The sequence below is a fragment of the Chitinophaga sp. genome, assembly GCF_017745275.1.
In the GTDB taxonomy this organism is placed as follows: Bacteria; Bacteroidota; Bacteroidia; order Chitinophagales; family Chitinophagaceae; genus Chitinophaga.
Genome location: NZ_JAGHZS010000003.1, coordinates 190,151 through 204,634, shown reverse-complemented (window position 1 = coordinate 204,634; position 14,484 = coordinate 190,151). Strand labels below are relative to the sequence as shown.

Sequence of the window (14,484 nt, the reverse complement as noted above, 5' to 3'; positions counted from 1 at the left end):
CAATTTTGGAATTAATAATCCTATGCCAACTAAAACTCTTTGAAAAAGAAGAGTAGTCCAATTTTAGAGATGCCGGTATTTTTCGTTATTTTCTAATCAGAAAACACCCTTAAGTCCTATGAAAACCAACACCAATCGCGAGCTTCTGTTAATGCACAAGTTCACCGAAGAGTGGAGCACCAATTTCTCCTCACAGGTATCACGGATCATGAATATTGTTGATCAGCAGGATACTTTGGATGGGATTATACCTATTATCGAGGTGGCGAATGTTTATAATCAACGTTTTGCCCACGCGCGTACGGACAAGGAAAATCTTTTAAAGAATCGTAAGGCTCGTCCGTTCGAATTCCTGATTCACAAGAATTAATGCTGGAAAATCCAGGAGGTAATTATTAGTTTATCAGATAACCTGTTAAGATGAAGTTGCCGGGAAAAGACAAAGAGCCACTTGCTTATTTATTAATTTGGATATCAGGCATCGTTGGCGGTTTGCTCTTTTTGCTACTGTTTGGCGTTGCCATTTCAAAACTAATAAGCGGCGACTATTAAATCCTGTTACTTATCTGATAAACTAATAACCTACTTTTAAGCTAATCCATTGCCCGGTTGAGAAACCGGATCAAGGGCTGCATGATCGCAAATGTTTTCAGTATGTCTCTTACAAGAGAAGGCTGTGTGCAGGCTTCATCAGTAACAGGGCGCGACACCAGCACGCTTTTAAGCTTCAGGTATGCAATAGCAGGATTATCCGGCTGATATCCCTGCGGAGCCGTTTTCAATGCATCTCCATCCACCTTTCCAAAGTGTTTGATAAATTCCTTGTTGGAAATGATTTGCTCAAACTCATGGAAGTTATAATCTATCTCCTGTCTGATTTTTTTCAGATCCGGCGCAGCCGGCATCCAGATACCACCTCCGGCAAAACTGTTGCCACCCGGCTCCAGTTGAAAATAATATCCCGCCAGCGTTGATTTTTTACCACCTGGTTGAAAGGCAGCACCCAGGTTAGTTTTATAAGGGGTTTTATCTTTTGAAAACCGAACATCCTTATAAATACGATATACACAATCTTTTACCTGTAATCCCTGCACCGAGGCATCTTGTTTGGCCAACCCATCTATGAGTTGCTGTACCATGCTTTCAAAATCATCTTTTGCCGCTAAATATTCGGTTCTGTGTTCGTCAAACCAAACTTTATTATTATTCAGTTTAAGCGATTTTAAAAATTTTAACGTGGAAGGCTGCAGCATTATTATTCTATTTTACCCTCAAGATAATACAAAAGAGCAAAAGCTAAAAGCAGAAGTGCCAAAGCACCTGTAAACAAAGCCAAAAGCTTGCAGCGACTGACGGAAGCGAGTATTAATGTTACTCATCCGATTCCATTATTCGCTGCAAGCTTTTGGCTTTGTTTACAGGTGCTTTAGCACTTCTGTTTTAAACTTTTTGCTAAAAATGATAAGTAGCGGCTAACAATACATTAGATGTCATATCATAGGGCTTCCCATCAGACTTACTGAATATATCAGCAGATGCTTTATCCAGTCTGAATTCCGGCATAATAGTCAGGTTTCCTACCTTATAATTTAAGGTGAGTGTACCGGCTACTACATTTCCGCCGTCCGGCACAGCTCCAAATACTTTCAGTCCATCTTTATCACTAAAGTATTCACCACGTAAAGTGAGTCCTACTTTATCTGTAAAGTCAAGATTTACATAAAGCGCATTTCCCCACCACTTTGCATTATCACGGGTACTTTTCGGTACACGCGTATCTGAATAAGTACTATAAGTAGCATTATAACCAAGGCCAAACACTTTATTAATCTGATAAGTAGCTACCAGGTCTACCTGATGATTCTGGATACCGCTTGTATCCTTTCCTTCGAGGTAATTCAGGTATAATTTGATGGGCGTTTCAGCAGGAGCGAAGCCCAATTGCGCCCCAATATACTTATGATTGTTTTGGGATACTGATTTCAGATCGGTAGGGTTGAATACTCCTACCATAGCGCTTAAGGAAGATGTGATAGCAATGTCCGCTTTAACACCTGTATTGAAAAAAGGACCATAACTAAACATATAGCTCATGCTATAATTCCTGTTGGCATAAGCATCTACCAATTCATATCCAATGTGCGTGGCAAAACTACCCAGGCTTACTTTTATTTTATCTGTTAACTGATAAGCCACATATAATTGTTTGATAGCCATAGATAGACCATTTGAAGATCCGGGAGCGTCATTATACGAAAATTCTCCCGCTCTTTTACCGAATCCCAGGTCGGCCACAATACTTCCTTTTTTAAATCCATGTTCTACCTTCAGCGACACCATCCCTAACTCAAAAGAATTGTGTGAATTGGTAAAACTGGTTTTATTATCTGTATTGTTTCCATTTAGATTGTACTTATAGTATACATCAGCGGATCCGGATAATTTGAAAGCAGGTGCTACAGTAGTATCCGTTGTGGATTGAGACATAGCAGCGAGACTGCTGCCCATAACAAATAAGGTCGTTAACATTCTTTTCATACTTATAAATTTGGTTGATAAAATGTATGTACTAATACGGCCTTGCCTTGCTCGTGGATTGTTTCGGGGAGGGTGTACGCGTGCTTTCTGATGATGCTACAATCAGAATAGACAGGAATGGATAATTGGTTGCCATGATTGGTGCGAGTTTCACTTATTTACAGCGAGGTAGCTACCAATTATCCATTCCAGGTTCTTACAACATAAAGTATATGTTTAATAAAGTTGATACAAATCAAATTCAGGGAACGTGAACTCCTGTCTGATCCTGATTCCTTTTCAGGAATGTATCAGTTCATCTTCTTCTTTCAGCGAGCCATTATCAGACACACTGATCAGAGAAGGATGGTAGTTCTCGTTGTGTTGAGTAACATCCAGTCCCAGTTCTTCTTCTTCTTCTGTTACACGGAGTGGGTGGATAAAGTTGATGAGTTTGAAGATACCATAAGAGACAGTAAAGCTGTAGCCTACTACCAGCAGCAGACCGAGCACCTGGTTTTTGAACAACTCAAAGTTTCCGTAAAACCAGCCGTTGTTGCCTGCATCATTAACTGCTTTAGTAGCAAAAATACCGGTGAGCAACATACCTACCATACCACCTAAACCGTGGCAAGGGAATACATCAAGGGTATCATCAATACTTGTTTTTGATTTCCAGTGTACAGCTACGTTAGAGATAATGGCAGCGATGAATCCGATAAATATACTTTGCGGGATAGCAACAAAACCAGCAGCCGGCGTAATGGCCACCAGACCAACTACAGCACCGATGCAGAAGCCAAGTGCAGATGGTTTTCTACCACGGATTACATCAAAAAATACCCAGGATAAACCAGCAGCAGCAGTAGCGGTATTAGTAGTAGCAAAAGCAGTTGCAGCCAGCGCGTTAGCTGATAATGCAGATCCTGCATTAAATCCAAACCAGCCAAACCAGAGCAAACCGGTACCCAGTAAAACAAACGGGATGTTTGCTGGTTGCAATTCTTTTTTCTCAATATGATCTTTTCTTCTTTTCAGTACCAGTGCACCAGCCAGTGCCGCACAACCAGCTGAAATGTGTACCACTGTACCACCAGCAAAATCCAACACTCCTAATTTAAACAGGATACCGTCCGGATGCCAGGTCCAGTGTGCAATAGGAGCATATACTAATAAACTGAACAACACCATGAATAATACATAGGAAGTAAAGCGAATTCTTTCTGCTACTGCACCTACTACCAGCGCTGGCGTGATGATGGCAAACTTCATCTGGAAGAGAGCAAACAACAACAGTGGAATAGTAGGGGCCAGGCTCCATGGTCCACTTGAACCAACGTTCTGGAACATGAAAAATGTGCGGGGATCTCCAATAATACCTCCATGAGATTTACCAAACGCCAAACTGAAACCAACTACCAGCCATACTAGGCTTATCAGGCCTGTTGCAATGAAGCTTTGCATCATGGTAGAAATCACATTCTTTTTGTTTACCATGCCTCCGTAGAAGAAGGACAAACCAGGGGTCATTAAAAATACCAGGGAAGACGCTACCAGAATCCAGGCAATATCAGCGGAATTATACTTACTGGCATCTGCAAAATTCGGTAGGGAAGGGATAAAAATTCCAACAATTGCAACAATCGCAAGGAAAATGAAGGGCAGGTAGTCCTGTAGTGATATTCTCTTCATAGCGTTTGATTTTTAAATTTCTTAAATAAAAGTAGATCCGAAATTTAAAACATCAAATAGAAGGCGCTAAAAATAGAAATATTTGAATGAACGGTGCAATATTTAGGATTAAGTCAATTATATAATAATAAATAATAATATTAATTATACTTTTTCAGAATTTCAGCTTAAAGAAGAGTCGGAATATTGGATATAATTAGTTGAATACCAACTCATTAAACAAGTATTATGAGAAGGTTAACAATTTTAAAATTTGCCAGGTGTATGTGTGACAGTATTACCGAAAACAATCACATAAACACCTGACAAACAATATAATATAAATTACAATAAAATCATTTCAATATAAAAAAACAGCCAATTATATTATAATTAATTCTATATAATATTATTTCCAGACAAACTCATTTATTGTTTCATTTCTAATAATTCTCGCTCCATCGCAAACATCTGATCCCTTAAACGAGCTGCTTCCATAAAATCAAGATCGCGGGCTGCCTTTTCCATATCCTTCTTCACCTTCGCAATAGATTTCTCCATCTGCGGAATCGTTTTCACCGCTGCAGCAGAAGATTTCGCATATTCCATAGCATCCTCCGCCACTAACTGCACCTCATCATGTATCGCCATCGGAGAATTTTCATCGAAATGCTTAATTTCCAATACAGACGTTTGTCCAAGGATCTGTTCCTTGCTTTTGCGAACCGTTTTCGGGGTAATATTATGCGCCAGGTTAAAAGCTACCTGCTTTTCCCGGCGACGATCTGTTTCATCTATGGTGCGCTGCATACTCTCTGTGATAGTATCTGCATAAAAAATTACCAACCCATCCACATTACGTGCCGCACGACCAGCTGTTTGCGTCAGCGAACGCTCATCACGCAGGAAACCCTCCTTATCGGCATCCAGGATAGCTACCAGTGATACTTCCGGTAAATCCAATCCCTCTCTCAGCAGGTTTACCCCTACTAATACATCTATATTACCCAACCGCAGGTCACGTAATATTTCTATACGCTCCAGGGTGTCTACTTCCGAGTGAATGTAGCGCGACTTAATATTAATACGTCCCAGGTATTTGTCCATTTCCTCCGCCATACGCTTGGTGAGCGTAGTCACCAGCACACGGTCCCCTTTCTGTACCCGTTTATCTATTTCTTCCAGCAGATCGTCCACCTGGTTTACACTAGGTCTTACTTCAATAGGAGGCTCCAGCAGGCCGGTAGGACGTACCACCTGCTCTACTACCACCCCTTCCGTTTTCTTCAGTTCATAATCACCTGGTGTAGCGCTCACAAAAATGGCCTGGTTCACCAGGTTTTCGAACTCATAGAAATTGAGCGGGCGGTTATCCATTGCCGATGGTAAACGGAAACCAAATTCCACCAGGTTTAGTTTACGGGAACGGTCGCCACCATACATGGCGCCAATTTGCGGAATCGTTACGTGGCTCTCATCTACCACCAGCAGGAAGTCGTCCGGAAAATAATCCAACAGGCAGAATGGCCTGGCGCCAGGTTTACGACGGTCCAGGAACCGGGAATAGTTCTCAATACCGCTGCAGTAGCCCAGCTCACGGATCATTTCCACATCATAATTTACCCTCTCAGATAAACGCTGGGCTTCTATTAGTTTACCATTGGCTTTAAAATAGTCTACCTGTGCTTTCAGCTCATCCTGTATTTCAAAGATGATTTGCTGCATCATCTCTTTAGGTGCCAGGTACATATTAGCCGGGAAAATGGCGGCATTTTCCACTACAGTAATACGTTTGCTGTTCTGCACATCAATGGTTTCTATCTCTTCAATCTCATCTCCAAAAAAAGTAATCCGGTAGCCATAATCCACGTAAGGCAGGTTAATATCTACTGTATCTCCTTTAACCCGGAAGTTGCCCCTGTTAAAGTCAGCGGTGGTACGGCTATACAAGGAATTTACCAATCCGTGTAACAACGTATTACGGCTCAGGGTTTGTCCTTTCCGGATGCGGATAATCCCATTTTCGTAATCGGTAGGGTTACCGATACCATAAATACAGGACACACTGGCTACCACGATAATATCGCGACGACCGGAAAGCAGGTTAGCAGTGGTTTTCAACCGGAGTTTATCCAACTCCTCGTTGATAGCCAGATCTTTCTCTATATAGGTATCACTTACCGGCATATAAGCTTCCGGCTGGTAATAGTCGTAGTAGGATACATAATATTCTACCGCATTATCCGGGAAAAACTGCCGGAATTCGCCGTACAACTGGGCTACCAGGGTTTTATTATGTGTTAAAACAAGGGTAGGACGTTGTACCTGCTGTATTACATTGGCTACAGTGTAGGTTTTTCCGGAACCGGTTACCCCCAGCAGGGTCTGAAATGGTTCTCCTGCGTTGAGGCCCTGGGTTAACTGTTTAATAGCTTCCGGCTGATCACCAGCAGGAGCATATGGTGCATGGATACTAAAAGGCATATTGAAATAATATTTGAGCAGTACCTGTAAAAATACTAAAGAATAAGGAAGTTAAAGTGTTAAAAAAGAAGCTTTAATTTTACGGTTTATACCAAGGACAGACTTATGAGAAAAAAAATTGTAATGGGCCTGATAGTGGCCTTCCTGCTTCCGCTTGCCACCTTTGCCTGGGGTCCTAATGGACACCGCATTACTGCTGAAATTGCCTGGCTTCACCTGACACCTAAAGCGCGCAAAGCGATTACGCGGATCCTGGGATCACAAAGCATGGCCATGATTGCCAACTGGCCTGACTTTATTAAGTCGGACACCACTCACCAATATGATCATACCAACACCTGGCATTATCTCGATTTTCCGGCCGGTATTGAACGTGAGCAATTCAACCAGTTACTGGCTGCAGCTACCGGCGAAAACCTGTATACCGAAACCCAGGCGATGATTAAAGACCTGAAAAACCGTACGCTGACTAAGGAAAAGCATTTATTTGCCCTTACTTTCCTGGTACATATGATGGGGGATATGCATCAACCCCTGCATGTGGGCCGTGATGAAGACATGGGCGGCAACAAAATCAATGTAATGTGGTTCGACAAAGCCTCTAACCTTCACCGGGTTTGGGATGAACAACTGATCGATTTCCAGCAGCTGAGCTACACCGAATATACCAAAGCGCTAAATATAGCTCCTACTGCTGAAATTAAGCGTTTACAGCAAGGTTCTATCGCCGACTGGATGTTTGAGTCGCATTTGCTGGCCGACAAGGTTTATGGTTATACCAAACCCGACTCCAAACTCAGCTATCGCTATAACTATGTTTTTGTAGCTGATTTGAACCAACAGTTATTGAAAGGAGGGTTAAGACTGGCCGCTGTATTAAATAGTATTTATAAATAGCTGAAAGCATAAAGCTAAAAGTAAAAAGCTATTGAGGCGAAGACAGGAGCGAAAGAGTAATTTAAATACCCGCTCTTATCATTCACCTCAATAGCTTTTTACTTTTAGCTTTATGCTTTCGGCTATACCAGATCTATATCAAAATTAACCAACTGCACGAACTGTTCCAGGCGGGCAGAGATGTCTTCTTGTGTAATTTCGCGGATACGCTCTGTACCGAATTTCTCCACACAGAAAGATGCCATGGCAGAACCTACGATGATAGCGGTCTTCATATTTTCGAACGAAATATCTTTTGTCTTAGCCAGGTGACCTATAAAACCACCGGCAAAAGTATCACCGGCGCCGGTTGGATCGTATACATCATCCAATGGCATAGCAGGTGCAAAGAATACATGATTTTCGTAGAATAACAGTGCGCCGTGTTCCCCCTTCTTAATGATCAGGTAACGGGGCCCCATAGACATAATCTTACGGGCAGCTTTTACCAATGAATATTCACCACTCAGCTGGCGGGCTTCTCCGTCGTTCACCATCAGCACGTCTACTCTTTTTAATACTTTCAGCAGATCATCCAATGCTACTTCCATCCAGAAGTTCATGGTATCCATTACGATCAGCTTAGGACGTACTTTCAACTGATCCAGTACGCTCATTTGTACCTGTGGAGTGAGGTTACCCAAAATCAGGAATTCGCTTCCCTGGTAGCTTTCAGGAATAACCGGTTTAAAGTCAGCCAGTACATTCAGTTCTGTAGCCAGGGAGTCACGGGTATTCATATCCATATGGTACTTGCCAGACCAATAGAAAGTTTTTTCTCCCGGTTTGTGTTGCACGCCATCCAGCGCTACACCTTTTGCAGCCAGGGCATCCAGTTCTGATTGAGGGAAATCTTCCCCGATTACAGATACCTGGTTAATTGGCTGAACAAAGTTAGACGCAGCCCATGCGATGTAAGTGGCGGAACCACCAATGATTTTACCTGATTTGCCAAAGGGGGTTTCGATTTCATCGAACGCCATAGTGCCTACAACCGTAAGTGACATGCTATTTAGTTAATTTTTATTATTTTAAAATTTAATACAAAACCTGGCAAAGGTAACTACTTCTATAGAAAGCGGAAAGCTAAATCTTTACCGCCTTCCAGGCCCCACGGCGAAACAACAGGATGGCCGCTATAGCGGCCGCAGATTCTGCCAGCACGATAGACCAGAACACACCTTCAGGCCCCATCTTTAGCCATACGGAAAGGGTATAGGCCAACGGCATCTGAAACATCCACATCGCGAAAAGATTGATCATCATGGGCGTACGGGTATCACCGGCACCATTAAAGGATTGGGTTAACACCATACCGAAAGCATAAAAGATGTAGCCGGCGCTTACCAGCCGGAGACATTGTACCGCGATAGCTTTTACCTCCGCATCGTTTGTAAAAAAACTAATTATACCAGGTGATCCTACCATAAATACGATGGCTACCAGTCCCAGGAAAATCATATTAAAGAATGCGGCACGCCATGCTGAGGTAGCAGCACGTTCTGGTTGCTGCGCTCCCAGGTTTTGCCCCACCAGCGCAGCAGCAGCATTGGCCATTCCCCATGCCGGTAAAATGGTGAAAATCATTACCCGTATCGCGATGGTGTAACCCGCCACGGCATCCTTCCCAAAGTAAGAAATGATGCGTACCAGGAAGATCCAGCTAGCAGAGGCAATCAGCATTTGAGCAGTTGCTCCCATGGCTATTTTCAATACCGAAATAATCAGTGACCACACGGGCGCCAGATGCTTTTTTGTTATTCTTATTAATCCCTTTCCTCTTACCAGGTGATATAACTGGTAAGTTACACCGGCACCCCTGCCTATCAATGTAGCAATAGCCGCACCTTCCAGTCCCAAAGCCGGAACGGGGCCCCAGCCGGAAATCAATAACGGACAAAGTAAAATATTCAAGCCGTTGGCCAGCCACAATGTTCTCATCGCTAATGCGGCATCGCCTGCCCCGCGAAAAATACCATTGATCAAAAACAATAAGATAACAACTACATTGCCACCGAGTACTATCTTCGTATAGGCAACACCGTAATCTGCCACTTCTTTGGCAGCACCCATTAACAGTAATATATCTTTCGAGAAAAATATCCCAACAACGCCTACCAGTAAAGAAACCATCAGGCCGGGGTATAGCGCCTGTACTGCCGCATGTGCGGCTCCATCAGGGTCTTTCTCACCAGTTCGTCTTGCGATCATAGCGGTAGCAGCCATACTTAGCCCCATAGCACCGGTATATACCAATGACAGTACTGATTCTGTTAATCCAACTGTTGTAATCGCATTCACACCCAGGTGGCCAACAAAATAAATATCTACCACTGCAAAAAGCGACTCCATTGCCATCTCCAGGATCATTGGAATGGAGAGTAAGAAAATAGCACGGTTAATACTACCGGTTGTAAATTCTTTTTCACTACCAGTAACGGCTATCTTAAATAATTGAAAGAAACGAGCTATGCCAGATAGCATCTTCTTAAAAATATGCATACAATAAATTTGAAAATAAGGGGGAACACTACGCCGTGACGGCGTAGCAAACAAGAAAAAAGAAGTGGGAGGGCGACAAACGGAAGTACCGTGTCTAATTAATTTTTCATATTTCGATCAGTTGGCGCATTGTGATGCTTTACAAATGTAATTTAATTTTTGAATCACCAAAATGATCTTGTAAGAAAATTTATCTTACAAAAAGATAAATGGTTAAACATGCAGTTATACTTACCATGCTTTAAAAAAATAATTTTCCACTGTTCTGTAATTCTTTACCAGCAAGGATTACATAAGATTAAAATAAACATTCAAAAAAATTTCTACTTATAGCTGTAACTTTTTATTTCATACCTCGTTTAACATTCACTAGTAAGCGCTGAAAACCTATATAGAAAGAATTATCACAAACAAAAAACCAAAAAGATCAATATCAGTTGTAAGACCACAACTGTTAAAATCGCAATCTTAAAACTCTTATAAAACGGAAATCATGCTTATGTTCAACAAAAACACGCTCCTGACAGGAGTAGTGCTCGCTACTGCATTGGGTATTACTTTCACATCCTGCAAAAAAGATGATGATGAACCAACTCCTCCAACCCCACGCTCAAAAACCTTTGATCTGAAAGGCACTGGCGCTGATAAGGATAACAAAGTAGGTAGCCTGGTATTGACTGAAAATACTGACAGCTCTGTTAACGTAGTATTGAAACTCACTAAAAATACTAAAGACGCAGTATACAATACTTACGTGATTGCAGGTACACCTGTTGCACCTGTTACTGACACCCTGTTCAAAGGTGGATTCACTGGAACCGGCGCTGCACAGGATGTAAAGATTTTCGATAAAGTAAAATCTATCAAGGTGAACAAAGCTGGTGGTATATTGAAAGACACTGCTTTCAAATATGATAACGCACTGGCTATCGCTTCTCACATTAAAGTGCTGAAAGGTGCAGACACGCTGGCTATCGGCCTGTTTGGAAAATCCAACTAATACTCTTTAGCGTTTACATTAAAACTATCAAAAGCATATCCTTGAAAAGGGATATGCTTTTCCTATTGATATATTTAAGCAGGAAACCTTACTAATAAAATAGCCGCGCAACATATGCGCGGCTATGGTAAAGATAGGATATGGAAGCAGTCGGGATACGACTGCACGTAAAAAATTCTACTGACTACTACTATTATCGTATTCTTCTTTTACCTGTACTTGTCTTTTCAACACCTTGAATTCTGTTCTACGATTCATCTGACGTCCTTCCGGATTATCTTTATGATTAGGCAGTGAATTTGGTGCAATTGGTCTTGATTTACCATAACCTTTTGCAATGAGCCTATCAGGTGAAATACCTTTACTAATCAGGTAATCAACGCAAGACTGTGCACGTGCCTGGGACAATTTCTCGTTGTACTTCACAGAACCTACACTATCTGTGTGCGCACTCATTTCAATTGTCAGTTTCGGATTATCTTTCAACATGTCGACCACTGTATCCAACACCACTTTAGATTCTTCTCTAAGCGTGGCTTTGTTGAAGTCGTAGTAAATATTATTGAGTACAATTGGCTTCTCAACTTCATAATGTTTGAGGCACAGTGTTGGGTTATCCATTGAATCCACCCGCTGTAATTCGTCTGTATTGAAATAGAGCGCTTTGGTAAAATAGTTCTCTTTTTCAGCAACTATCTTGTAGTAGCGTTGTGGATCTACTTCAAAGGTATATCTGCCATCGGTACCCAGGGTCATCTTTTTAATCGTTTTCCTTCTCACGGTATCCAGCAGGGTAACAGTGGCGCCTTGTAATGGCTGATGGGTATCACAATCTACGATAAGTCCACTGGCTATTTTGCGGATACGTTGAATACCGAATACTTCCAGGCAACAGATAGACTCCCTGTCGGAGCTAATGAAACCTGCTGCAAAAGGATGGCTATTATCGAGGGCAGTATAGTAGATATCATCTTTCGGAGAGTTCAATGGTTTTCCCATATTCACAGGAGTAGACCAGGTACCGAAATCGCCTTCACTCTGGAAGAAATCAAGGCCTCCCAAGCCTACACGGCCATCAGAGCTGAATACCAGCAGGTTCTTTTCTGCATCATAGAACGGTGCCTGTTCTTCATCTTTGGTATTGATAGCTGTACCCATGTTACGCGCTCCACCTGGCACCCCGTTGGTCATGATACAGTACCAAAGATCATTTTTACCCATACCACCAGGTCTGTTAGAAGCAAACAACAGATATTTTCCATCGGCCGTGATAGATGGTTGCATGGAATTGTATCCTGGTACATTTACATTATCTCCCAGTATTTTAGGTTCAGACCATACTCCATTTTGGCGGGTGCTGAGGTAAATAGCAGATTGTTTTACCCCATCCTTCATTTGCCAGCGGGTAAGATAGAGGGAGTTGCCATCTGGTGTAACAGCAGATACGCCCTGATCATAACCTTTTGCTACAGGTATTTTTACTTTCTGACTGTTGTCATAGTTATTATTACTGCCGGTGGCAGTATATAAAGCGTTTACATAGGGGGTACCCTTAGGCTGTTTTTTATTGGCTGTCGTGGATTTAGTAGCAGGAGTAGGTAAAGGCGGATTGTCGGAACGGGAAGACGTATACATTAAGGTACCAGCATCCAGTACAACCGGGGCGTAGTTGGCGCCTCCTTCGTTCACGTTACCGGATGTTTTTACGATCGTAAATCTTGGTTCTTTATTCGCTTCTGACAAAGCGAACTGGCAGCAGGCAATTTCCAGAGGCGTTCTTACAGACAACTCGTCTGCAGCAGTATAGCTTTGTTTGAACTTGGTAAATTCATCCAATGCCTGCTGATATTTCCCATTAAAACGCAAACATACTGCATACCAGTAGCGTGCCTGGGGATATGCGGGATTGTTGAACCCTACGAGCTGGGCGTACCAGGTTTCTGCGTTACCATAGTCATAGAACAGGCGATAAGATTCAGCCAATCTGGCTACTACCTGTTGATAATCTTTCAATTTCCCACTGGGAGGAGCGGAACCGGCAAGGGTATAGGGTAATACCTGTTCTGGTTTGATCTTGAAAGTACCAAGCGCCTTATTGTAGTATTGCGCTGCGGAATAATAATCTCTCGAATTGTAAAAAACATCTGCAGTATGTTTATAATCGTAAACATATTGCGCCTGCGTCGCATTCATTATTCCTAAAAAAACTACCAGCCAACAGAGTGTAATTTTTTTCATGAGGGTTCCATTTCTTTTTTCAGTATAAGTTTTTTCCTCCATTCTGATCCGGTTGCTTGCTGATTATAACCTGGGACAAATAAAGTATTCTTCGTTCAACACTCGTCTTTTGCGGCTGATAAAGGAAAGAGATACTTCAAAGCTTTGGCTGCCATTTACCAGGCGGCGCATGTTAGAAGTATTGGCATCATAGCTCAACCCCAGTGTAAAGCTTTTAAAATGGAATCCTGCAAAAGGTATTACCGCATCATTAAAGCGATAGTTGCCTCCTACCAGGAAATCGAATTCGGGGTTTACCATTAATTGAGCATACATGCCGGCCACAATTTCCTCTGCATTACCTTGTCTCATATAAAGACCTGTGGGAGTAAGATGTATCCTTTCATTCAGTTTAATCTTTGTACCGCCATGTACCAGGTAGCGTACCGGCAATCTTCTATCTGTAGCATCGGAGTTAAAAGGATCTTTAGGTCGGGTAAGGTGAGCTGCTGCAAATCCGGCAAATGGATTGAACATGTGATTCGGATTACCGTCAAAGAAAACCGCACCGGCGCCGGCGTCAAATTGGGTAGAAGACGTTTTGCTTACGTTCTCACCATTAAAAATGCTGGGATCAAAACCTGTTACCGGTTGATACTGGCTACCGGTTTGAAACTTAGCAGGATCCAGGCGCCTGTTGATCAACCCGGCATTGATACCAAACACGATCTGGCTGGTTTGGGTAGGACCAAACTTCACACCACTGTAGGAAACACTGGCCATAGCATTAAAGTAATTATAGCCGGCATCACCCGCCGACATATTCATTACATTCAACCCTACCCCTACATTTTTATCAGTGGCTGCATCAATGGACACTCCGGCAGTAGAAAATGGCTTACCATAGTTCGCCCACTGATTACGATAATCACCGCTAATGCGATAATCACCATCTATTACCCCCGTTAATGCTGGATTCAGCCACAACGGGTAAGCATAGTATTGCGAGAAGTGAGGATCTACCTGGGCAGCACATATTCTGGGCAACAAACTGCTCCATAAAATTATTGCGACTATAAAAATCCTTTTCATAGGAACATTTTTTAGCATTTTCTGGATAAACCGGGATGCAGATTGCATCCCGGTTTTATGATTGA

At 42.4% G+C, this 14,484-nt stretch carries 12 protein-coding genes; 4 read left to right on the top strand and 8 right to left on the bottom strand.

Going from position 1 to position 14,484, the window contains the following annotated elements; genetic code table 11:
- Positions 1-151: 151 nt before the first annotated feature.
- Together J7623_RS10295 and J7623_RS10290 are read left to right on the top strand one after the other, a co-directional pair.
- Positions 152-370, top strand: coding sequence for a hypothetical protein (locus J7623_RS10295; RefSeq protein WP_127042883.1), 219 nt, complete (start codon positions 152-154; stop codon positions 368-370).
- A 50-nt stretch (positions 371-420) separates the two neighbouring features.
- The gene (locus J7623_RS10290) at positions 421-552 is read left to right on the top strand and encodes a hypothetical protein (RefSeq protein WP_291919856.1); all 132 of its coding nucleotides are present in this window, start codon (positions 421-423) and stop codon (positions 550-552) included.
- A gap of 41 nt (positions 553-593) precedes the next feature.
- Here J7623_RS10290 and J7623_RS10285 read toward each other — a convergent pair whose 3' ends face one another.
- The 4 genes from J7623_RS10285 to uvrB form a co-directional block, all read right to left on the bottom strand.
- Positions 594-1,253 carry a DUF2461 domain-containing protein gene (locus J7623_RS10285; RefSeq protein ID WP_291919854.1) on the bottom strand — a complete coding sequence of 220 codons (660 nt, stop codon included), beginning with the start codon at positions 1,251-1,253 and terminating at the stop codon, positions 594-596.
- A 199-nt stretch (positions 1,254-1,452) separates the two neighbouring features.
- Complete coding sequence (locus J7623_RS10280; protein WP_291919853.1) at positions 1,453-2,538, bottom strand: porin; 1,086 nt, start codon at positions 2,536-2,538, stop codon at positions 1,453-1,455.
- 279 nt (positions 2,539-2,817) lie between these two features.
- Complete coding sequence (locus tag J7623_RS10275; RefSeq protein WP_291919851.1) at positions 2,818-4,209, bottom strand: ammonium transporter; 1,392 nt, start codon at positions 4,207-4,209, stop codon at positions 2,818-2,820.
- Positions 4,210-4,617: 408 nt separating this feature from the next.
- Positions 4,618-6,672: an excinuclease ABC subunit UvrB gene (gene uvrB / locus J7623_RS10270; protein WP_291919849.1), complete on the bottom strand. Its 2,055-nt coding sequence runs from the start codon at positions 6,670-6,672 to the stop codon at positions 4,618-4,620.
- A gap of 105 nt (positions 6,673-6,777) precedes the next feature.
- Between uvrB and J7623_RS10265 the strand changes: the two genes are divergently transcribed.
- A complete protein-coding gene (locus tag J7623_RS10265; RefSeq protein WP_291919847.1) occupies positions 6,778-7,569 on the top strand; it encodes a S1/P1 nuclease in 792 nt (263 codons plus the stop codon).
- Between the two features lie 122 nt (positions 7,570-7,691).
- Here J7623_RS10265 and J7623_RS10260 read toward each other — a convergent pair whose 3' ends face one another.
- Together J7623_RS10260 and J7623_RS10255 are read right to left on the bottom strand one after the other, a co-directional pair.
- Entirely contained in the window at positions 7,692-8,615 is a 924-nt protein-coding gene (locus J7623_RS10260) for a PfkB family carbohydrate kinase (protein WP_291919845.1), read from the bottom strand.
- Positions 8,616-8,694: 79 nt separating this feature from the next.
- Positions 8,695-10,110 (bottom strand): MATE family efflux transporter, encoded by a 1,416-nt coding sequence (locus J7623_RS10255; RefSeq protein ID WP_291919844.1) that lies wholly within the window; start codon positions 10,108-10,110, stop codon positions 8,695-8,697.
- 493 nt (positions 10,111-10,603) lie between these two features.
- Between J7623_RS10255 and J7623_RS10250 the strand changes: the two genes are divergently transcribed.
- A complete protein-coding gene (locus J7623_RS10250) occupies positions 10,604-11,110 on the top strand; it encodes a hypothetical protein (RefSeq protein WP_291919842.1) in 507 nt (168 codons plus the stop codon).
- 177 nt (positions 11,111-11,287) lie between these two features.
- On the opposite strand, the gene J7623_RS10245 is transcribed toward J7623_RS10250, so the two are convergent.
- A complete protein-coding gene (locus tag J7623_RS10245) occupies positions 11,288-13,348 on the bottom strand; it encodes an OmpA family protein (RefSeq protein ID WP_291919840.1) in 2,061 nt (686 codons plus the stop codon).
- Positions 13,349-13,411: 63 nt separating this feature from the next.
- Positions 13,412-14,419 (bottom strand): PorP/SprF family type IX secretion system membrane protein, encoded by a 1,008-nt coding sequence (locus tag J7623_RS10240; RefSeq protein ID WP_291919838.1) that lies wholly within the window; start codon positions 14,417-14,419, stop codon positions 13,412-13,414.
- Between the last annotated feature and the right edge of the window lie 65 nt (positions 14,420-14,484).